Raw genomic sequence first — 22494 nt, 5'->3', positions numbered from 1 at the left:
TATTACAGGCAGTGACATAAAGCCATCATAAACTCATGAAAACGTATGCATATTGTTAAAATACTGTTAAATTATTAGATTTTTTAAAACGCCAAGCAATAAATATGTAATTTATTTACATTTTATAAACAAATTTCACTCAAAACTATAACAATTAGCGCTTTTTTAGTACTAAAGAAACTAACTCTTCAGCTTCTTTTACTAGTTTTTGTAAATGAGGTTCACCCAAAAAGCTTTCTGCATAAATTTTATAAACATTTTCAGTTCCTGACGGTCTTGCCGCAAACCAACCATTTTCAGTACTCACTTTTACACCGCCAATTGCTGCATTGTTACCTGGAGCGTGAGTTTGTATATTAGTGATATTTTCTCCCGCTAACTGTTTTGCAGTTACAACATCCGTTGTCATGCTAGACAATACATCTTTTTGCTCCAATGTAGCTGCGACGTCAATTCTGGTATAACAAGGCGTTCCGTGAATTTGTGTTAGCTTTTCATATTGTTGTGATGGATCCTCACCAACAACAGCAGTCATTTCTGCTGCTAGCAAGCACATAATAAAACCATCCTTATCGGTAGCCCAAGGTGTTGCGTCATGGCGCAAGAAAATACCGCCTGCTGACTCTTCGCCCGCAAAACCAATAGAGCCTGCATTTAAGCCTTCGACAAACCATTTAAAACCCACGGGCATTTCTTTCACTTCACGCCCCAAACTTGAACAGACGCGATCAATCATACTGCTCGATACTAAGGTTTTTCCTACATGCAAACTGTTGGGCCATTGAGGTCGATGTTGATATAGGTAGTTTATTGCCACCGCAAGATAATTGTTCGGATTCATTAATCCTGCGCTTGGCGTGACGATGCCATGTCGATCAAAGTCTGGGTCGTTACCGAAAGCTAAGTCAAACTTATCCCTCAAGTTTATAAGACCAGCCATAGCGCTGGCGGACGAACAGTCCATGCGGATCTTTCCATCTTTATCACAGTGCATAAAACTAAACTGCTGGTCGACCTTTTTGTTAACCACCTCAATGTTTAATTTATATTGCTCCGCAATTCGGTCCCAATAGTAAATACCTGAACCGCCTAGGGGATCGGTGCCAAGTTTCAAATTAGCATCGGCAATAGCGGACATATTAATTACTTGGTCTAGTTCATTAATGTATGCAGTCGCAAAATCAATCTGCGTTACATGGTCTGACTGCATCGCTTTGTTAATTGTTATCCGCTTAACTTGCTGGCAGCCATTAGCAATTATTTCGTTCGCTCGTTTTTGAATTCGATTAGTGACATTTGAGTCAGCTGGTCCGCCGTGAGGAGGATTGTACTTAAAACCGCCATCGGACGGAGGGTTATGTGATGGAGTAATCACAATGCCATCGGCAAACGCGCTTTTACGGCCTTTATTGTAAGATAGAATACAGTGAGAAATCACCGGCGTGGGAGTGTAACCATTATTTTCTTGAATAATAATATTGACACTGTTTGCAGCCAATACTTCAATACATGTCGTAATTGCCGCTTCGGAAAGCGCATGAGTGTCCATTCCAATATAAATTGGACCCGTGATATCGTTTGCTACTCGGTATTCAACCAGCGCCTGCGAGATCGCAGCAATATGAATGTCATTAAATGAAATCAATGAAGCACAGCCGCGATGTCCAGAAGTGCCAAAACTAACTCTCTGTTGAGCTATTTCAACTGATGGCTTAAACGCATAATAATCTGATATTAGACGAGCCACATTTATTAACATATCGGGCGTGGCAAGCTTTCCTGCCATTGGATGAAGACTCATATTATTCCTTTTGAGAGATTTATCACCCTAATATATTACCTTTAATTGCTTGAAAAACATACATACATAGGTATTAATCTGACGAAGGTAGTTATAGACTAATTCAACTACACTGCATGCTATCAATGCATATTTTTAAAAGTAAACGGCGTAAATAATAATCAGATGCGAAAAGATATAGAAAGCTGTGTTGCAGCAATAAGACAAAAAATAAAAGGTAAAGACGAGCAAATTCAGCTTGCACTAGTTTGCCTACTTGCAAAGGGACATTTGTTACTTGAAGACCTCCCGGGTATGGGAAAAACAACGCTAAGCCAGTGTTTGGCTTCAGTGCTCAGCATGGATTATGCAAGAGTTCAATTTACATCAGATTTACTTCCTGCAGACATGCTAGGCGTCAACATTTACGAGCCAGATACACATCAATTCAGCTTTCACCCAGGCCCAATATTTCATCAAGTATTGTTAGCAGACGAAATTAATAGAGCAAGCCCGAAAACCCAGAGTGCCCTGCTTGAAGCCATGGCAGAAAGTCAGGTGACTATTGATGGCAACAGCTATGAGCTGCCAACGCCATTTTTTGTTATTGCAACGCAAAACCCACTATTTCAATCGGGTACATATCCACTTCCAGAGTCACAGATAGATCGATTCACCATGAAGCTATCACTCGGTTTCCCTGATTTCGCAGCAGAAAAATCGATGTTATTGAACGACGATGACAAACTCATTACTAAATCAGTCATAGATACTGCGCAACTATTAGACTTACAAAAACAGGTGAGTGCCGTTGTCGTTAGCGAAGCGGTTGTTGACTATATTTTAGCACTCGTAAATGCAACCAGAAACAATCAAGAGTTTCCTAATGCTTTATCTCCCAGAGCATCAAAAGCAATCTATCATTGTGCACAAGCTTTTGCGTTTATTCACGACAGAAATTACGTTATCCCAGAAGATGTACAAATGATCTTCCCTTCAGTCACTGAGCATCGTTTACGCGGTCAAGATCAATACGCTCAAACCGCCAACTTACTGAGCGCGCAGCTATTAAAGAAAGTCGATCCTATTGCTGCGTAAAGGTGCTTTGATGAAATCTTGGACTCAATCTCGTATTGATAAATGGTTAGACAAACGTATTCCTTCTAACAACTCCTACCAAATGGATGTCAATAACACGTTCATTTTGCCGACTCGTTTCGGCTGGGCCGTTACAGGTTTAATGACTTGTTTATTTATTCTCGGGACAAACTACCAGAACAATGTGATTTTAATGTTCTGTTACTTTGTGTTCGCACTTTTACTACTCGCCTTATTTCATAGCTACACAAATTTTGTGCAATATAATATTAGTTTTCGCCCCATAGACAATTGCTTCGCAAATCAACACGTTCAATTAAGCCTTCAATTATCACATAAGCCAAACAGGTCATCGCTTCATTCGCTGTCGAATATCGCAATTTATAGCAACCATTACCCTTTATATGAGTACTTAGAAAATGGTTCAAACACTATCGCTGTTTGCTCTTTAGCAAGAGGACGTCATCAGTTGAACAGGATCTCAATTGAGAGTATTTTTCCTTTTGGTTTGTTTCGATGTTGGTCACATCTAACAGTACCAGGTCAGTTTTTTGTTTTCCCAAGTCCTGTGCCCTGTCGCTTAAAGCTAAGGCAGCAGCAATCTCAGGGTAAGACAGGTCATCAAACAAGCGTATTGGTGACGTCAGAGGACTTACAAGGTATTAGAGACTATCGTGATTCAGACCCTATACACCATGTTTCATGGAAGCACTTTGCCAAAGGGCAAGGATTACTAAGCAAAGACTTTAGTGAACGCTCAGCAATATCCGGCTGGCTGCATTTCATTGACTACTTTACTGAGAACGTAGAGCACGCTTTAGGGGAAATAACCTTTCAAATACTTGAGTTGAGCAACCAAGATGCCAACTTCGGTTTCTCAATTGGAAATCAACAGATAATGCCAGGCTCAGGCATGCAGCATCAGCAGCGATGTTTAGAAGCGGTTGCTTTATACCGTCATAAGCAAGCACTGCAAAGTATCAATAAGTTTGATAGCGCTAAAACAGGCGATCAATAATATGCAAAAAATCAAAGTCCACAATCGAAAAATTGCCGCATTTACCACGCTAGCAACCTTTACAGCACTCATATTCTCATTGTTAGAACCATTAATGGGTTGGGTTTTGGTATTGTGTGCCTGTTCATTCTGCATCAGTCTTTACAAATCTGTTAAACAAAGTACGCCTCTGAAGAATTCAGTTCTTAATTTACTGGCTATCTTATGTATCTCAATCTTGATCTGGTTAGCGGCAGATTACGGTCTGCTAAAAACCATGATTAATTTGCTTGTGGTTGCATGCTGTTTAAAAATTATTAATTTACACCATACTGGTGACTATCAAATGGTTGCATCCATTCAATTATTTTTAGTCGCGTGTGGGCTTATATTTCACCAAAGTTTATTAAACAGCCTGTTTTATGCATTTCTGGTGATTTTGATTTTTTGTGTCCTGCACGCTATAAAAATTAAAGAAACGGGGATCAGGACATACGCTAAGCATACTCTTATTCTTTTATTGCAGGCAGTACCAATCGCAGGCCTCTTGTTTTTTGTTACTCCCAAGTTATCTCCGCTATGGCAGATGCCGGTCAATCAATCGAGTAAAACAGGTTTGTCAGAAAAAATGACGCCGGGTGATATTGCAAGCTTGGCAAAATCTGACGAACTGGTTTTTAGAGCTGAATTTAGTGGTCGCATACCTACTGCGCGAGAACGTTATTGGCGAGCAATTGTTTTAGATGATTTCGATGGAAAAACTTGGTCAATTTCAAAAATTAACAAACAATTTGAGGGGCCGAAAACTTTAGAATTTCGCGGAGAGTCATTGGACTATGTAGTAATAGCACAACCAACATCAACTCAATGGCTATATTCGTTAGATATACCTATTGTCATTCAAGGACTTGCTACGCAAACAATTTCAACCAACCATCAATTTCAGCTGACTGGCAGTTCACCATTGCATACGCAGGGGTTATACGCACTGAAATCTTTTGTGGAACAACCTCTAAACATTTATAACGGTTATGAAGACCTGTCTCAATATTTGCAAAAGCCCTCCACGGGTAATCCGGAAACTGTTGAGTTTGTGAAGAAAAGCATAAACCAATCAATGACCACCACAGAAATAGTGAATAAATTAAGCGCAGTGTTCTCAGGTGATGAATTTCGCTACACCTTATCACCGCCCTTAATGCAGGCGGCACCTATTGATGAATTTTTGTTTGAAAATAAAGCCGGATTTTGTTCGCACTATGCATCTGCACTTACCTACATGCTGCGTTTGGCCAATGTACCGGCACGAATAGTCACTGGATACCAAGGTGGAGAAGTTCAGTCTGGCAACGTCATTAGCGTACATCAATATGATGCTCATGCGTGGGTCGAAGCTTGGCATAATGACAAAGGCTGGGTTCGAATTGATCCGACAGCGATTGTTGCACCAAACCGTGTTTTATCAGGCCTGCTCAGCTCAATTGAAAATAGACAAGAATTTAGAGAGCAGTCTCCCTACTCTCTAACGAACTTGAAGGAATATGCAGTATTTAATCAATTGCGCTTGCTGATGGCGAAAATTGATCATACTTGGGATCAATCAATATTGAGTTACAACCAAGATAGCCAAAAGTCATTGTTAAAAAAGATCTTTGGCAATATGAAGGCCGAAAGTTTTAGTTATGCCCTCATAGGAAGCTTCGTCATCATTGGAATATTTATCGGCTTGCTGTTTTTGCCTAAACGAAAAGCAAAGGTTTCCAACGAAATAAAATGGGTAAACAAGCTATTTCTAATATTCGAAAAACAGGAAATGCACCGCGCCGACTATGAAACCCTGCAACAATTTAATCAGCGAATTCAACCGCAATTAAGCGCGCAAGCGGCCAATGCACTTGCTTATATAGTCAAAGAATATTATGAATGGAAATATGCAAGTGTTGAACAAAAAACGCCCTTCGATTACCTTAAAGTTCGTCTGCATAAACATGTAATGACAATACAAACACAATTTGCAGAAAAATAAATAACTCGTAAGCCACCGACTATATTCAAATACAAAGCTTGCTTTGGCTCCTTAATAATAATTTAGTTTTCGCACTGCGAAAATAAGCTAGTATAAATTCAGCGCTTCTTAGATTAGCTTTATAACAGCCATAAAAAAACCCAGCGAAGGCTGGGTTTTTTGCATTACTTGTTAGCTAACAAATAGTTATTTCTTAGCTGCTTTTCTTGCTTTAACTTCTTCAATAACTGACTCAGCAACGTTTGCTGGACAAGGGTTGTAGTGTGAGAACTCCATAGAGAACTGACCACGACCTGAAGTCATTGTGCGAAGTGAACCGATGTAACCAAACATTTCTGAAAGTGGTACGTCCGCTTTAATACGAACACCAGTTACACCTGCTTCTTGATCTTTAATCATGCCACGACGACGGTTTAAGTCACCAATAACATCACCAACATGATCGTCTGGCGTATAAACGTCAACTTTCATGATTGGTTCAATTAGCTGAGGACCCGCTTTCGGGATTGATTGACGGAAAGCGCCTTTAGCTGCGATTTCAAATGCAATAGCAGATGAATCCACGGCGTGGAAGCCACCATCATATAACTCAACTTCAACGTCTAGTACTGGGAAGCCAGCCATCACGCCTTCGCCCATCATGCCCTTAAAGCCTTTCTCGATAGCTGGGAAGAATTCCTTAGGAACGTTACCACCTACAACTTTAGACACAAATGTGAAGCCTGAATTTGGCTCACCAGGACGGATTTTATAGTCGATTTTACCAAACTGACCAGAACCACCAGACTGTTTCTTGTGCGTGTACGAATCGTCAACTTCTTTAGTGATCGTCTCACGATAAGCAACTTGAGGCTTACCAACAGTCAAGTCAACACCGTAAGTACGCTTAAGGATATCAACTTTAATGTCTAAGTGAAGTTCGCCCATTCCGCGTAGGATGGTTTCGCCAGAATCTTCATCAGTTTCAACTTGGAAAGTAGGATCTTCTGCAACCATTTTACCGATAGCAATACCCATCTTCTCAGTTGAACCCTTGTCCGCAGGAGCTACGGCAATAGAGATAACTGGATCTGGGAAGACCATTGGCTCTAATGTACAAGGATGCTTCGGATCACAAAGTGTGTGACCAGTTTGCACATTCTTCATACCTACTATCGCAATGATATCACCTGCTTGCGCAGAGCTGATTTCAGTACGGTCATTCGCGTGCATTTCAACCATGCGGCCAACACGTTCTGACTTTCCAGTGAATGAGTTAAGGATGCTATCGCCTTTCTTCAACGTACCAGAGTAGATACGGATAAAGGTAAGTGCACCAAAACGGTCATCCATTATTTTAAATGCTAGAGCGCGGAAAGGTTCTGAAGCAGAAACAATCGCTTTTTCGCCGTTTGGCTCACCATATTCATCAGTCAAATCTTGTGGATCAACTTCAGCAGGTGCTGGCAAATAATCAACAACTGCGTCTAGGATGTTTTGAACACCTTTGTTCTTAAATGCAGAACCGCAGTAAGTTGGGAAGAAATCAAGTTTACGAGTACCAGTACGGATACAGCGCTTAACGTCAGCGATAGAAGGAGTCTCACCTTCCATGTACGCCATCAACAACTCATCGTCCTGCTCTAACGCAGTTTCAACAAGCATTTCATGGTATTCGTTTACTTTATCAACCATATCGGCAGGAACTTCGCCAATGACGAAATTCTCTGGAAGACCAGTGTCATCCCAGATGTAAGACTTTTTCTCAAGTACATCTACGATACCCACGAAGTCATCTTCGATACCGATAGGCAAGGTCATAACAAGTGGGTTTGCACCCAATACGTGTTTAACTTGCTTAACTACGCGGTAAAAATCAGCACCCATACGGTCTAACTTATTGACGAAGATTATACGCGCAACTTCTGAGTCATTCGCATAGCGCCAGTTTGTTTCAGATTGTGGCTCAACACCACCTGATCCACAGAAAACGCCCACACCACCATCGAGTACTTTCAATGAACGGTAAACTTCAACTGTGAAGTCAACGTGTCCAGGAGTATCGATAATGTTCATGCGGTGGTCTTTCCAGAAACACGTAGTCGCAGCAGACTGAATAGTAATACCGCGCTCTGCTTCTTGTTCCATGAAGTCCGTGGTTGATTCACCATCGTGAACTTCACCGGTTTTATGGATTTTACCGGTAAGTTTCAAAATTCGTTCTGTTGTGGTCGTTTTGCCCGCGTCAACGTGAGCAAAAATACCTATGTTTCTGTAATGTGCTAAATCAGACATGTTTCCACTTTATAGGTTCTAAAAAATCGTGCCGAATTATATAGATAATTGCAAACAATTTACACTCTTTTCACCATATTCTTTAAAAAGAATTCAGCGAACGCATAAATAAGAGGCAACTATTCGGCACATATTAGAAGAAAGTAACGCAATAAAACCTAGATTCAGCTTACAAACGGCTGTATTAAATTGATGCGCTACTCAAGTAAATGGGCGCCTGTAAGTATCATTACGGTAATTTCATCTCTGTCATGATAGAGATGCTTTGCACGCAGTTGATGTTTTATCTGACGTTCATTTAATGTGTTTGTAATATTTGCTATTAAACCAGCCACTATCTGAAATCGTTGCTTCATTGGTAATTTCAAATTAAAAATCGTGCTAGTGGCTTTACGATCACACAACCAATGAGTCATTAGTTCGGCAACACGCTCCGGTTTTTCAATCATATCGCACACTAGCCAGTCAACATGACCGTCTACAGGCTGATATTTAAAACCATCAGCAGCTTGATAGCTAACTAACCCTGTTGCCATTAATGTTTCAGCCATAGCACCGTTATCGACAGCTTCCACATGAATACCTCTGGAAACAAGTTGATATGTCCATCCGCCAGGACATGCCCCCAGATCCACTGCAGTCATCCCCTTTTGCAAACACAAACTTTGCTGAGCTGGACTCATAAATAATTGAATAGCTTCTTCGAGTTTCAGAGTTGAACGACTTGGTGCATCGTTAGGGAACTTTAATCGAGAAATTCCCAAGGGTTGTGAGTGACGGTTTTTGGGATATGAAAATGCAATCGTGCACTCGCTACTGTCCGAAAAAACAAAGTGTATAAACGGCAAGCCCGAGTTTGGTTTACTGCTTAACCACCCTTCCTTTCTAAGGGCTTGGCGAAGTGGCACAGTGAACTTCTTGCAAAATTTCGCCACCTCTTTGCCTTTCTCATGATCAGCATGCTCAGCGAAAATGTCTCCTAAGCTATGCTGACTGAGTTCTGTATTGTTTTTTAGGTAATCGACTATAGAACTTATGCGGTCTGCGGCGTCAGTCAATTCAACGCTACCAATAACGCATAAACGCTGCCTCGCAAAAATACAATCATCCAAGGCAAAGCTCTCAAATTGCTGCTTCGTGCTCAGTGATTCGTAAAAGTGGAATTGCACCATAGCATTGTGTGGCACAAATTTACTGTAGCCATAAAGGTGTTGATTGGCCGAAACTTGTTCAAGCTCCGCCGCAAGATCAGCTTCATAGCCTTCACGACAATAGAAAAGCATAGATTTACTTTCGAGCGCAATGCGTTTGGATGAAGAGCCTTGGCAAACAGAGTCCTTGTTACTAGTCTCCTGATTAAAACTGTTAGAGATCATACTATTTATTCCTAAAGACGGCGTACATCGTGATAAACCAACCCAATATCATAAAAACACCACCAATCGGTGTGATGATCCCTAAAAAGGAAATTCCGAGGAGCGCAATTGCATATAGTGAAAATGAGAACAAGCCTACTCCAACGGCTATGCAAATTAGCGCAATATAAAATAATCTTTGCTGATATAAAGAACAAAACAACCCGAGTATCAGCAGCGCAACACCGTGAATGAGTTGATACTTTACTCCCGTTTGCAAAATACCCATCTGATATACACTCAATGTGTCTTTTAGGCCATGTGCTGCAAATGCACCTAGCATAATTCCTAAACCCAGGTAGAACGCGCCAAAAAAAACACCTACCTTAGTTTCTTTCGTCATTGTTAATAAGCCAATTGGCTGCTTTTCTTCGTTCATTCTTTGATACTCACTTTAATACCCATTTGAAAACCAGGTCATAAGGCTAAACTGCGTTAGTGCCCTTGTTCATCTTCTACTTGCTCTAGCATCCAGTCGGTAAATACTTGTATCTTACTGACTTCTGCCTGTCCTGGATGGCAAACTAAATAAAAAGCATCTTTGCTTTCTATACTCTCCTCAAAGGGGCAAATAAGTCGACCAGAATCAATCTCAGGTTTAGCCAAAAGAGTGTTAGACAATGCAATGCCCTGCCCAAGCGCCGCAGCTTGCAAAACCAACATTGTGTGACTGAACATAGGACCTTGGTTCACGTTAACTTGTTTAACGCCAAAATGCTTCAGCCAATTTTTCCACGCCGATCTTGAACTGTCGTGCAATAACACATGTTTTTTTAAGTCGCTGAGGCTATCAAGCGGTTTAGCTTGTTGAAACAATAAAGGTGAGCACATGGGCGTCAAATATTCTGTATGCAGCTTAACCGCTGCAACTCTTGGCCAGTTTCCTTTTCCATAATAAATGGCAACATCAACTGTTTCATCCAAAAAGCCATCATCAAGGTCGACCGCTTTTATACGAACATCAATGTCAGGGTGACTAATAGAAAACTGACTAATCTTAGAAACGAGCCATTGACTAGCAAAGCTCGGAGGTGCAGCAACTGTAATCGCTCCTTTAGAGCCTAAAGCAAGCAATCGCTCCGTTGCGTCCTGCAAGTTTGAAAATATATCCCTGAGTTCCATGAAATATGACTGGCCTTCCTCCGTTAACAGCAATTTTCGATTGCGTCGTAGAAATAGCTTTGTCGACAAATAGCTTTCTAATGATTTAATTTGATGGCTTACGGCTGCTTGAGTGACAAAGAGTTCGTCTGCCGCCTTAGTAAAACTCAAATGCCTTGCTGCAGTTTCAAAGGCTTTCAGGGCGTTTAGTGGTGGTAATCTTTTTGCCATCGATAATTTCCGCTCATTTAATTACAGTAATTATACATTAGTTTTTCTAATTAATAAGCAAAGTTTTTATCATTATATTATTTGCATTTATTAGCCTAATATGACGACCTGAAATTATAAATAACACGTTGTAATTTAAAGGAATAAAGTTTTTACAACCTGTTAATAATTTAATAACAGAAACAACCAATAAGTCACAAATAAAATTAAGGCAAAGAAATGAAACTCATGAACAAATCAATATTATTTATATTGGCACTCACCGTATTTACAGGGACAGTAAATGCAACAACAAATGCGACAACGGATCTAGTTACCGATAAAGCTATTACTATGCAGCTTATCAAAGAATCATTCAGCCACGACAGCTTAGTGATAGATAAAGCTGATTTCGAAGACGGTGTAAAAATCCTTTTGGCTCAAAAACCTTATATGCCAAAACCACGCTTCTTCGCCCGTAGCAGTGACATTCGTTCAGCGACCGCGCTTGAATCTGAAGAATAATATTTGATAATGCGGGAAGTTAACTTGCTTGACTTCCCGTGTTATTAAACATTCTCCGCTAATTTACCTCCATCAAAATATCGCAAATAGCTTCAATAGGGTGTTGTGGTCTTTCATTATCGAACCGTTTCACTTGGCTACGACATGAATAGCCCGTTGCTAAAATCTTATTTTTATTCTTTGCAGCATTCTGCACTGGTTTTGACCAACTCAAGTCGTAAATCCCTTTAGAGTTTTCTAGTTGTTCAACTTCATGCCCATAGGTTCCTGCCATACCGCAACAACCGACTGGCACAATATCAAGCTCTAAACCAAACAAAGTGAAAAGGTCCTTCCACTGTGACTCTGTTTTTGGCAACGCGGTTTTTTCAGTGCAGTGTGCAAGCAATTTATAAGTCGTTTTCGCGTCAAGCACGTCTGTGCTCTCTTGCGTTTTGATACTTTTCACCAACGGTGTAATACGCTCATTTGGCACTTCAGATAACCATTCAGTAAGAGTATTCACTAAAAACTGGCCTCGCGCCTTACCTAATATTTTAGCGTATTCATCGCGGTAACACAGCACTAGAGACGCATCTGCGCCGATCATTGTCATATTCAGCGCCGAAATTCTATTTAATAACGTAGATGTTGTCTGAGCCGTCTTTTCAAAACGCTCTAAAAAGCCTTTAACATGCTGTGCTTTGCCGTTAGGAGAGAACGGAAGCAACACGGGCTGGTAACCTAACTTCTTTACAACAATTATCATTTTTTCAACGCATTGCGCATCATAGAAGCTGGTAAAAGGGTCTTGAACGATAACAACATAGTTCGCCCTGTCAGCCTCGCTAAGCCTCTGCAGTGCTGCAATGTCATGCGTGCATTCGATACTGCTAACTCTGCTCGCTAGCGTTGGATAAGATAACAGCGGCGCATCGACGTATCCGATCACTTTTTTAATGCCCGCTTTAACAATTGCTGAATCAAGGAAAAAGTTAAAAAAGCGCGGAAATTTGGCCATAGCAGGCGATAAGATTTCAACATTCGCTACAAAGTAATCTTTTAACGGTCTCGAATAACGCTGATAGTAGATTGACAAAAACTTTGCTCTAAAATCGGGGACATCGACTCCTACAGGGCATTGGCTCGAGCAAGACTTACAGGCCAAGCAACCATTCATTGACTCAAAAACCTCTTGTGAAAAATCGTCTTTTTTGGTTTTTGCATTACCTAGCTTTTGTAACCAATTGCTTTTGAATTGATGATAGCTGAGAGAAGACGTATCCACATCTTCCTTGCTCAGTAATCGCAACCATTCGCGGATCAGACCAGCCCTGCCTTTTGGACTATGCCTTCGGTCGTGTGTGATTTTACTCGACGGGCACATGGGCGAGGTAACATCATAATTGAAACACAATCCATTCCCGTTGCAGCTCATAGCCGGTTCAAATTCGTTCTTAAATGCAATTGGGATTGTGCGGTCAAACGTTGCTCTTTTGGTATCTGCAACCTTTACCATAATGGCTGATGAATCAAATGGCGTACAAATTTTGCCTGGATTCATTTTGTTTAAAGGATCAAAGGCAGACTTGACCTTGCGCAACTCTGCGTAAAGTTCTTCACCAAAAAACTCAGGAGCATACTCGCTCCGATACCCTTTGCCGTGCTCACCCCACATAAGGCCGCCGTATTTAGCGACTAATGCCACAACCTGATCAGAAATCTGATTTACTAGTTTTTCTTGTTCAATATCACAAAGGTCTAAGGCTGGACGTACATGCAAGACGCCGGCATCAACATGGCCGAACATACCGTACTTTAGGCCATGGCTATCCAGTAGATCTCTGAACTCCATAATAAAATCGGCCAAGTTTTCAGGCGGAACCGCTGTATCTTCTGCGAATGCTATCGGCTTTTTAATGCCTTTGACTTTTCCTAGCAAACCGACTGATTTTTTCCGCATCGCGTATATTTTATTAATTTCGGTCCTATCATAAGTCACTTGAAAACCTATGACACCGTCGGTTTCTTCCTCGGCTGCAGTTTGCAGTCGATTGGAAAGCATCGCTATTTTTGCTTCGATTTCTTCTTTATCGTCACTGTTATACTCGACCATATTAAGGCCAAGCATTGTTTTATTCTCAACGTCGGTAATTAATTCAGAAACGCTGTGCCAAATAATGTCGGCGCGAGCCATATTTAAAACAGTACTGTCAACCGTTTCAACAGATGTCGCATTTGCGGCAATCATACTAGGTGCATGACGTAACGCAGATTCAAACAAGTCATATTTAACATTAACTAGCGCTGTATATTTTGGAATTTTAGTGATATTTAGCTTTGCTTCTGAAACAAAAGCCAATGAACCTTCTGCGCCCGCAATTAATCTGCTTATATCTATAAGTTGTTCGTCTTCATTATATGCATGCTCTAAGTCATAGCCCGTCAGAAAACGGTTTAAACGAGGAAACTTTGCGATAATTTGCTCGCGCTTTTGCACGCAAGTTTGCAAGATTTGTTGAAGAATAACGCCAAGACTGTCATTTACTTCAGCACGGCTCCTTGCATCACTCAAGGCCATAGGTTCAGTATTAATAACATCGCCATTCGCAAGCACCGAGGTTAATGCAAGTACATGATCGCTTGTCTTACCATATACTAGTGAACCTTGTCCTGACGCATCGGTGCTAATCATGCCTCCAACTGTCGCCCGATTACTTGTTGATAAATCGGGAGAGAAAAAGTAGCCAAACGGTCTTAAAAAATCATTGAGGGCATCTTTTATGACACCTGATTGCACTCTAACCCACCCCTCGTCTATGTTGTGCTCAAGAATTTTATTCATGTGCCGCGAGGTGTCTACCACAATACCAGGAGTGAGAGACTGACCGTTGGTGCCAGTGCCCCCGCCTCTTGCACTAAAGGTAACCTCGGGCCACGCATTGGCAATTGTAGCGATAATACCGAGGTCTTCGGTTGACTTTGGATGCAGTACTGCCTGCGGAAGTTGCTGATAAATACTGTTGTCTGTTGCCACAGCGAGTCGACTTGAATAACTAACCTCAATGTCACCTGCGTATGCAGATCTTTCTAATTCGATAATATATTCTCGAACATTCTGGTTCAGCGCACTTTCAGGCGCGAGTAGAGGTAAAGTTTTCGTCAATTTGTTATCTACAACAGCTGTTAATTCAGTCAACAAGGCTCTCCTTAATTAGCAACGCTAGTATATAGAGTACGGAGCAAATGCTCTAGTCGGTTTATGTATGATTTAAATATCTCTTATACCCAAGTCATTTTTTTCAATGCAAGCTATTTCAGCTGTTTAACGACAGATAATTGACGGTAATAAAGACACCTAAATCAAGCTAATTATGCTTATAAGCCAATAGAATCAGCTATGACTAAAAAAACACACTAAATTACATATAGCTATTCATACCTATTTAGGTTATACTCCATCGGTCGATAACGATTAATAAGAGGATATAAGACCTAGTTGCCGCCTTACGACAAATGAGAAAACATGCGTGCAACAAAATACTTGGAGTTAAAATATGAAAAATTTATTAAAGAAAATATTTAAGAAACGTCATCCATATGCACCTGTTGCATTCCTCGGTAAGAAAGCGGTTGAAGGCTCAATGGGCTGTAAAGTCGTTAAAACCAAAAAGTTATACAAGATGATACAGGCTGAACGCGCCGACGGCTAATCAATGCCAAAAGCAGTACAGAAAAGATAATTAAGTGTCATTTTTTTTCTAATCGCTTTGAATCGCATCGAGTACTTCACAACTTGTAACATGTTGAAACACCTAAACGCACTTGTTTGAGCTAAGCTCTACAAAACCATTTATGGAAGTGTTTAAGGTTATTATATGAAACTACTTAGATCAGCTGCAGCAATTACGCTAATTATTTTGGGTATCATCTTTACGATCCTGCCAGGTTCGATACTACTAGTATTAGGTGGTCTCGTTTTGCTTAGCGTAGACTTTCCGCACGCCAAAAAATTCCTGAGTAAAACGCAGCGAGCGACTTCACGCACTGCCCGCAAGGTAGATCTGTTTTTATTGAAACGAAAGTACAGATAAGACTACGTACTTTGAGCAAAAGAAAATTTTCACTGCGGCGGTAATCTACAGAAAATTATCTAACTTTTGACAAAGCGACCTTAAAAAAAAAGGCTACAAGCTCATTAGCTTGTAGCCTTTTCTGTATCAAATTGATTTATCCGTGTTTTTCAGCAAGATATAACCAAGTTTCAACGACCGTATCAGGATTCAACGAGACAGAGTCGATTCCTTGTTCAACCAACCAAGCAGCAAAGTCTTCATGATCAGAAGGACCTTGCCCACAAATACCGACATATTTGCCTCTTGCCTTAGCCGCTTTTATAGCCATCGCTAGCAGTGCTTTTACCGCCGGATTTCTTTCATCAAACAAGTGTGCAATAAGACCTGAGTCACGATCAAGTCCTAAAGTTAGCTGTGTTAAATCGTTAGAACCAATAGAGAAGCCATCAAAGATATCTAGGAATTGATCGGCTAGCAATGCATTAGATGGTAATTCGCACATCATAATGACACGTAAACCATTTTCACCCTTCACTAGTCCTTGCTCTGCAAGAAGCTCAATAACCTGCTCACCTTCCTCCAACGTTCTTACGAACGGGATCATGATCTCAACGTTAGTTAAGCCCATAGTATTGCGAACGCGCTTTATGGCTTCACATTCCAAAGCAAAACAATCTCTGAAATCTTCAGAAATGTAGCGACTCGCACCACGGAAACCTAACATAGGATTCTCTTCGTGAGGCTCGTATTGATAGCCGCCCACTAAGTTATAATATTCATTAGATTTAAAGTCAGACATCCGCACAATGACTTTCTTCGGAGAGAAAGCTGCCCCGATAGTCGCAATACCTTCAACTAGTTTTGCGATATAAAATTCAACCGGCGATTCATAGCCAGCAATCATTTCAGTGATTTCTTGCTTAAGTTCTGCAGGTTGAGCATCAAAGTTGAGTAAGGCTTTTGGGTGTACTCCGATCATGCGGTTGATAATGAATTCTAAACGAGCCAATCCAACGCCTTCATGCGGCAAACGGGCAAAATCAAAAGCTCGGTCTGGGTTACCCACATTCATCATAATATTAAGAGGAAGGTCAGGCATTGAATCGATGCGAGATGTAATGACTTCAAAATCGAGTTCTTGATTATAAATAAAGCCAGTGTCACCCTCTGCACAGCTAACCGTAATCGCGTCACCGGTAGCAATAGTATCAGTGGCATTACCGCAACCAACAACAGCTGGAATACCCATTTCACGAGCAATGATAGCTGCGTGACAAGTTCGTCCACCACGATTGGTTACAATCGCAGAGGCTTTTTTCATGATAGGCTCCCAATCAGGATCAGTCATGTCGGTAACGAGCACGTCGCCCGCTTCAATCATATCCATTTCAGCAATCGAGCCCAGTACTTTTGCCTTGCCAGCACCAATTTTGTGACCAATTGCACGGCCTTCACAAACCACTTTTGTTGCATCGCTTTTCAGCTGGTAGCGCTCAATAACCTGCATATCTTCGCGGCTGCGCACAGTTTCAGGACGTGCCTGGACTATGTATAACTTGCCATCGATTCCATCTTTAGCCCATTCGATATCCATCGGGCGCTTATAGTGTTTTTCAATAACTTGAGCTTGCTTAGCTAATTCCATCACTTCATCATCAGTGAGAGAGAATCGCATGCTGTCGGCTTTATCTATATCAACAATATCAACCTGCTTGCCGTGTTCTAAATCATCTGAGTAAATCATTTTAATTAATTTACTACCTAGATTACGGCGCACTATCGCAGGATTTCCTTTGTTTAGCGTTGGCTTGTGTACATAAAATTCATCAGGGTTAACAGCACCTTGAACGACCATTTCACCTAAACCAAACGAACTAGTAATGAAAACAACATCTTCAAACCCTGATTCTGTATCTATGGTAAACATCACGCCGGAAGCAGATAAATCACTGCGCACCATGCGCTGAATACCAGCAGACAATGCAACGCCTTTGTGATCATATCCTTGGTGAACGCGATATGAGATCGCTCTGTCATTAAACAACGACGCAAATACGTGTTTAATTGCAACTAATACAGAATCGTAACCTTTTACGTTAAGGAAGGTCTCTTGTTGTCCTGCAAAAGAAGCATCTGGCATATCTTCAGCGGTGGCGGAAGAACGCACTGCAAAAGAGGCCTCGTCACCCATTTCGCCTTGCAGCTTAACAAATGCAGTTCTAATTTCTTCTTCTAGTTCAGTTTGAAATGGGGTGTCTAATATCCACTGACGAATGGTTTTACCCGCTTCAGCCAATGCGTTCACGTCATCCACATCAAGTGCATCCAGAATTTCGTGGATTTTTGTTTCTACACCACTCTGCTCTAGAAACTGATTAAAAGCGTGCGATGTAGTCGCGAAACCGCCAGGAACCTGAACACCTGCATTAGACAGATTTGATATCATTTCACCCAATGACGCGTTTTTACCACCAACACGGCTAACATCGTCCATGCCCAACTCTTGATACCAAAGTATGAATTCTTGCACTGCTACAGCCTCCAGCTAATTTATTTGCCGATAAGTTTTGTCACGATTTGTTGTAACAAGGTATGATTAATTTCGTGCATTAATACATGGTAGTAAATACATGTATACAATGCTCACGGGGGATTCTAAATTGACCTCAATACTAAAGTAAAATTTAATTTTATTTCGTAATTAATTTACAACAATGTTAAGGAGATGTTGTGCGAGCTGCTTTTTATATATCCGATGGTACAGCCATTACTGCAGAGGTTTTTGGGCATGCTTTGCTGTCTTTATTTCCCGTAGAGTTTCAACATATTACAATCCCATTTGTTGAAACAGAACAACATGCTGAAACAGTGCTTGAACAAATTAAAGCGCACTTTGAAGAAAGCGGACAGCGCCCATTAGTGTTTTATACGATGGTCAACAGTGAAGTTCGACAACTAATGAGTGAGTCGGTCGGCATAAACTATAATTTTCTTGATCAATTTGTTGCTCCACTAGAAAAAGTTATTGGGGTGCCGTCTAAACCTGAAAAACATCGCACGCACAGTATTCATGAAAAAACCTATGACATTCGAATTGAAGCGGTAAATTATGCCTTAGCTAACGATGATGGCTCAAATTTAAAGGACTATCATGAGGCCGATATTATTTTAGTTGGTGTTTCACGTTCTGGAAAAACACCAACGAGCCTATACTTAGCCTTGCAATACGGCATTAAGGCAGCAAACTATCCTTTCACTGAAGATGATATGGGCGATATTTTGAAAATGCCGGCATCGTTAAGAGGGTTTCAAAAGAAATTATTTGGACTCACCATTGACGCAAACCGACTGCATCAGATCCGCTCTGAACGAAAAGCCAACAGTCGTTATGCATCTATGCAGCAGTGTAGGATGGAATTACGTGAAGTAGAAAACTTGTACCGAAAAGAAAAAATCCCTTTCTTAAACAGTACTAAATTTTCCATTGAAGAAATTTCCGCTAAAATATTAGCAACAACTGGATTGCAAAGAAAAAAGTATTAGTTCGCATTTTTTCATTTATGGCGGCACTGCTGGGATTTTTTACATTCAAGCCGCTGTTGCTTCCCGCATCTCCACAAATAGCAAACAGTGCAATTCGATTACTGATCGTTTTGTTCTGTTTTGTTGTTTTTCATCGGGTTTGGTCGACCGCCAGTTACTTTGTCAGCTCGCCCTTCATCCTTGGCTTTCTCAGCGCGGCGCTTGCGAACTTCTTTAGGATCGGCAATCATCGGGCGATAAATTTCCACGCGATCGCCTTCAAATAAAGTGTCGTTCAATTTGCATGTTCTATTCCATACACCCACTTTATTTTCATTCAAATCAATATCGGTATATATTTTTTGTATTCCTGATGCTTCTATTGCCTGTAAAACAGTGCTATTCACGGGTACCTTTAAACTCAGTAGGCTTTGCTTTTCAGGCAAACCGTAAACAACTTCAATATTAATTGCACTCGACATTATCCATATACCTGTTTTGCTCGCTGACTAAATGCGCTGACCATATTGCTTGCCAATGAGTTAAATATTTTTCCAAAAGCAATTTCCATTAGCTTACTTGAAAAAACAAAATCGAGTTGAAGTTCAATTTTACACGCATCATCTGACAGAGGCGTAAAACTCCAGCCACCGGAAAGCGACTTGAAGGGCCCGTCAGATAAATCCATTTGAATTGATGAGTCTTTTATTAGCGTGTTCGACGTGGTAAGTGTTTGCTTTACTCCCGCCTTAGATAGAATCATTGACGCAAGCATATGATTATCACTGCTTTCTAACACTTCACTTTTTACACATCCCGGCAAAAAATTTTCATACTTTTCAACATCATTGACTAACTCGTACATTTGGCTTGCACTATATGCGACGAGTGCATTTCTTTGAATACTGGGCATTACTAAAATACAACCTCAAATTTCAATTGTTCGTAGTTTATCACGATATTTGTAATTTTCATGACGAAAAATCAAGGACGCAAATTACCTATCAACTTAGCTTTACGCCGATCTCCAAAACATCCACATTAAAATCTATAAAGACAAAGCAAACAACTCTACGTATAATGAGCGCCATGAAAAAATCAAAAAACACAAATGACACCATTGCTCTAAATAAACGAGCTCGCCACGAATATCACTTTATGAGTAAGTTCGAAGCGGGTTTGCAATTACAGGGCTGGGAAGTAAAAGCAATAAGAGCCGGTAAGGCGAATATTACCGACAGCTACGTTTTCATTAAAGACGGTGAAGCGTACGTGAGTAATATTAATATCATGCCGTTAAATCAGGCATCTACGCACGTTATAAGTGACCCTACTCGTGTCCGTAAATTATTGTTACAGAAACGCGAAATTGAAGAATTGATGGGTGGTTTAGATAGACAAGGACTCACAATTGTCGCCACGGCGATGTACTGGAAAGCCTGTTGGATAAAGCTGGAAATTCAGTTAGCCAAAGGTAAGCAAGAACATGACAAGCGCGACGCTGTGAAAGACAAAGACTGGGCTCGTCAGAAAGAACGGATGATGAAACATAGTGCATAATTACTGTTTGTAATTGAACACATATGCGTATTTCTTAAACAATACAGCACGGGTAAAAAGCAAATACCAGTGCTGTTTTCTCTGTAATACTATTCCACATATTGTTTGCGGTATCTCTTTGTCAATTTTGCAGTGCGAACCTGATCGATGATAAGCGTCATCAACGGTGACGAATTTACCTTTGGTTTATCTCCTTTACCTAATCGACGCAATTGTCGCTTCACCAAAGCCATATTAGCTAAACCACTCAAGGTTTTATCTTTCCAAGCTGTTGCTGGAATATAGCCCATTGTATCTTGGTCAACATGCCATTGGTTAATTAACGCGGGATTGTAAGCCAAGGCGGATGCAATACCAACCAGCTCCATATTACTGTCCAAAACTTCGTTGGCAACTGATAAGCGCTTGATGCCTCCTGTTGTCATTACTGGAATACTGGTGTGTTCGGCAATCTGTTTCGCGAATGTTAAGAAATAGGCTTCTCTAGCAAGCGTTCTTTGGTCTCCACTTTTACCCTGCATGGCAGGTGCTTCATACGAACCACCTGATAGCTCAATAAAATCTAAACCCATGTCATTAAGTGACTTTACTACCTCAATCGCATCTTCAACATCAAAACCACCGCGTTGAAAGTCAGCCGAGTTGAGTTTTACCGAAACAATAAAATCCTTGCCACAACTACTTTTAACCTGACGAACTATATCAAACAGTATTTTAGCTCGCGCCTGCAGTTCACCACCCCACTCGTCTTTCCTTACGTTGGTTAATGGCGATAGGAACTGACTGACAAGGTAACCATGAGCAGCGTGGATCTCTACGCCATGAAACCCCGCTTCTTCAGCACGCTTTGCCGTCGTGACAAAGCGCGCAATAACGTCTTCAATTTCTGCTTCAGACATGGCCTTTGGTTGCGTAAACAAGCCGCTGTGCTTACCCATATTTAGGGCGATGTTAGATGGAGAGAGAACTTTACCGCCCATTTTTTTAAACACTTGACGACCAGGATGGTTAATTTGCATTATTACCGTTGTGTTGTTTTGCTTTGCTATTTCAGCCCACTCTTTAAACGGTTGAATTGGCGTATCAGCTTCAAGTGCAACACCACCTGGCCCTGTCATTGCCATTTTATCAACCATCACATTGCCTGTAATGATCATACCTACACCGCCTTTAGCCCAAGCAGCGTACAGGTTTTTTAATGCAGTACCGGGTAGCTGATTGTCTTCAGCCATATTTTCTTCCATTGCCGCTTTTACAAACCTATTTTTTATTTCTGTTCCATTGGGCAGTGTGAGTGGTGAAAATGCTTTCATAGCGCTTAACTCTGTGTTGATAATCTATTGTCGTACAATGGCATCATCGATTTATATTTCAAGTCACGTCGATGAATAGTTTCTTATAAACTGTTGAATAGATGTTTGCTCGTACCACTAAGATATGAAATGGCGATAAATATCGCTGTTTTCAGCAGTTAAGCGTGTTATAATCTTCCCCTATCTCGGGGCTGCTCTGGATTCGACAGGATTCAATGATGCTGGAGGTGCATGCAGAGGTGCGGCTGGCCTCTTTAAAAAGCCGCAAAAAAATAGTCGCAAACGACGAAAACTACGCACTAGCAGCTTAATACCCTGCATAGGCCCTTCCACTCAAGTTCTTTTCACTAACTGAGGTACGGAAGGTCATACTAGTGAAATAGCGAGGGAAACTTGTCTAAGGTTGAACCGCGAAATAGTATTAGGCCAGTCCGAAGGAACCCTGTTTGTCGGGGTCCATAGGATTAAACAAATGACAAACTAAGCATGTAGTACCAAAGGTTGACGCTTTCTGGACGCGGGTTCAATTCCCGCCAGCTCCACCACATTGAGGTTCATGGAGAACCAAAAAAGACCCGCAAGGCTTATTTTATTGGCTTTAGCGGGTTTTTTATTGCG

18 protein-coding genes and 1 other RNA gene are annotated in these 22494 nt (G+C 41.0%); 9 read left to right on the top strand and 10 right to left on the bottom strand.

What is annotated here, in order from left to right:
- Nucleotides 1-154 precede the first annotated feature (154 nt).
- Nucleotides 155-1801, bottom strand: coding sequence for a phosphoglucomutase (alpha-D-glucose-1,6-bisphosphate-dependent) (gene pgm, locus GNIT_RS07740; protein WP_014108619.1), 1647 nt, complete (start codon nt 1799-1801; stop codon nt 155-157).
- A gap of 165 nt (nt 1802-1966) precedes the next feature.
- Between pgm and GNIT_RS07735 the strand changes: the two genes are divergently transcribed.
- The 3 genes from GNIT_RS07735 to GNIT_RS07725 are packed head-to-tail and all read left to right on the top strand — an operon-like array spanning nt 1967 to nt 5901.
- Nucleotides 1967-2878 (top strand): AAA family ATPase, encoded by a 912-nt coding sequence (locus GNIT_RS07735; protein WP_014108618.1) that lies wholly within the window; start codon nt 1967-1969, stop codon nt 2876-2878.
- A gap of 10 nt (nt 2879-2888) precedes the next feature.
- Nucleotides 2889-3896: a DUF58 domain-containing protein gene (locus GNIT_RS07730; RefSeq protein ID WP_014108617.1), complete on the top strand. Its 1008-nt coding sequence runs from the start codon at nt 2889-2891 to the stop codon at nt 3894-3896.
- A 1-nt stretch (nt 3897) separates the two neighbouring features.
- Complete coding sequence (locus GNIT_RS07725) at nt 3898-5901, top strand: transglutaminase TgpA family protein (RefSeq protein WP_049786927.1); 2004 nt, start codon at nt 3898-3900, stop codon at nt 5899-5901.
- A 186-nt stretch (nt 5902-6087) separates the two neighbouring features.
- Here the strand turns inward: GNIT_RS07725 and fusA are convergent, their stop codons facing one another.
- From fusA to GNIT_RS07705, 4 genes are all read right to left on the bottom strand, one after another.
- A complete protein-coding gene (fusA, locus tag GNIT_RS07720; protein ID WP_014108615.1) occupies nt 6088-8175 on the bottom strand; it encodes an elongation factor G in 2088 nt (695 codons plus the stop codon).
- Between the two features lie 197 nt (nt 8176-8372).
- The gene (gene rlmM, locus GNIT_RS07715) at nt 8373-9551 is read right to left on the bottom strand and encodes a 23S rRNA (cytidine(2498)-2'-O)-methyltransferase RlmM (RefSeq protein ID WP_014108614.1); all 1179 of its coding nucleotides are present in this window, start codon (nt 9549-9551) and stop codon (nt 8373-8375) included.
- A gap of 1 nt (nt 9552) precedes the next feature.
- Nucleotides 9553-9969, bottom strand: a complete 417-nt coding sequence (locus GNIT_RS07710) for a DUF423 domain-containing protein (RefSeq protein WP_014108613.1) — start codon at nt 9967-9969, stop codon at nt 9553-9555.
- Nucleotides 9970-10025: 56 nt separating this feature from the next.
- Nucleotides 10026-10922, bottom strand: coding sequence for a transcriptional regulator GcvA (locus tag GNIT_RS07705; RefSeq protein WP_014108612.1), 897 nt, complete (start codon nt 10920-10922; stop codon nt 10026-10028).
- Between the two features lie 228 nt (nt 10923-11150).
- Between GNIT_RS07705 and GNIT_RS07700 the strand changes: the two genes are divergently transcribed.
- Nucleotides 11151-11426 carry a hypothetical protein gene (locus tag GNIT_RS07700; RefSeq protein WP_238526952.1) on the top strand — a complete coding sequence of 92 codons (276 nt, stop codon included), beginning with the start codon at nt 11151-11153 and terminating at the stop codon, nt 11424-11426.
- Nucleotides 11427-11484: 58 nt separating this feature from the next.
- Here the strand turns inward: GNIT_RS07700 and ydiJ are convergent, their stop codons facing one another.
- Nucleotides 11485-14604: a D-2-hydroxyglutarate dehydrogenase YdiJ gene (gene ydiJ / locus GNIT_RS07695; protein ID WP_014108610.1), complete on the bottom strand. Its 3120-nt coding sequence runs from the start codon at nt 14602-14604 to the stop codon at nt 11485-11487.
- A 358-nt stretch (nt 14605-14962) separates the two neighbouring features.
- Here ydiJ and GNIT_RS18205 point away from each other — a divergent pair, with 358 nt between their 5' ends.
- Nucleotides 14963-15118: a hypothetical protein gene (locus tag GNIT_RS18205; RefSeq protein WP_014108609.1), complete on the top strand. Its 156-nt coding sequence runs from the start codon at nt 14963-14965 to the stop codon at nt 15116-15118.
- Between the two features lie 165 nt (nt 15119-15283).
- On the top strand, nt 15284-15499 hold the full coding sequence (locus GNIT_RS07690; protein ID WP_041246352.1) for a PGPGW domain-containing protein: 216 nt from the start codon (nt 15284-15286) through the stop codon (nt 15497-15499).
- 136 nt (nt 15500-15635) lie between these two features.
- Here GNIT_RS07690 and ppsA read toward each other — a convergent pair whose 3' ends face one another.
- The gene (gene ppsA, locus GNIT_RS07685; RefSeq protein WP_014108608.1) at nt 15636-18011 is read right to left on the bottom strand and encodes a phosphoenolpyruvate synthase; all 2376 of its coding nucleotides are present in this window, start codon (nt 18009-18011) and stop codon (nt 15636-15638) included.
- A gap of 200 nt (nt 18012-18211) precedes the next feature.
- Between ppsA and ppsR the strand changes: the two genes are divergently transcribed.
- Complete coding sequence (gene ppsR, locus GNIT_RS07680) at nt 18212-19024, top strand: posphoenolpyruvate synthetase regulatory kinase/phosphorylase PpsR (RefSeq protein WP_014108607.1); 813 nt, start codon at nt 18212-18214, stop codon at nt 19022-19024.
- A 98-nt stretch (nt 19025-19122) separates the two neighbouring features.
- Here the strand turns inward: ppsR and GNIT_RS07675 are convergent, their stop codons facing one another.
- Together GNIT_RS07675 and GNIT_RS07670 are read right to left on the bottom strand one after the other, a co-directional pair.
- Nucleotides 19123-19488: an RnfH family protein gene (locus GNIT_RS07675; RefSeq protein ID WP_420492359.1), complete on the bottom strand. Its 366-nt coding sequence runs from the start codon at nt 19486-19488 to the stop codon at nt 19123-19125.
- On the bottom strand, nt 19485-19916 hold the full coding sequence (locus GNIT_RS07670; RefSeq protein WP_014108605.1) for an SRPBCC family protein: 432 nt from the start codon (nt 19914-19916) through the stop codon (nt 19485-19487). Before GNIT_RS07670 ends, GNIT_RS07675 begins: the two co-directional genes overlap by 4 nt.
- Before the next feature lie 167 nt (nt 19917-20083).
- On the opposite strand from GNIT_RS07670, the gene smpB reads away from it, so the two are divergent.
- Nucleotides 20084-20563 carry an SsrA-binding protein SmpB gene (smpB, locus tag GNIT_RS07665; protein ID WP_041246350.1) on the top strand — a complete coding sequence of 160 codons (480 nt, stop codon included), beginning with the start codon at nt 20084-20086 and terminating at the stop codon, nt 20561-20563.
- An 89-nt stretch (nt 20564-20652) separates the two neighbouring features.
- On the opposite strand, the gene GNIT_RS07660 is transcribed toward smpB, so the two are convergent.
- Nucleotides 20653-21876, bottom strand: a complete 1224-nt coding sequence (locus GNIT_RS07660) for an NADH:flavin oxidoreductase/NADH oxidase family protein (protein ID WP_014108603.1) — start codon at nt 21874-21876, stop codon at nt 20653-20655.
- A gap of 187 nt (nt 21877-22063) precedes the next feature.
- Here GNIT_RS07660 and ssrA point away from each other — a divergent pair.
- Nucleotides 22064-22421, top strand: a transfer-messenger RNA (tmRNA) gene (gene ssrA, locus GNIT_RS17865).
- Nucleotides 22422-22494: the final 73 nt, after the last annotated feature.

It is taken from the genome of Glaciecola nitratireducens FR1064 (assembly GCF_000226565.1).
Taxonomy (GTDB): domain Bacteria; phylum Pseudomonadota; class Gammaproteobacteria; order Enterobacterales; family Alteromonadaceae; genus Glaciecola; species Glaciecola nitratireducens.
Note: the sequence above shows the minus strand (reverse complement) of the source record. Positions and strands in the feature narration are given on the sequence as shown.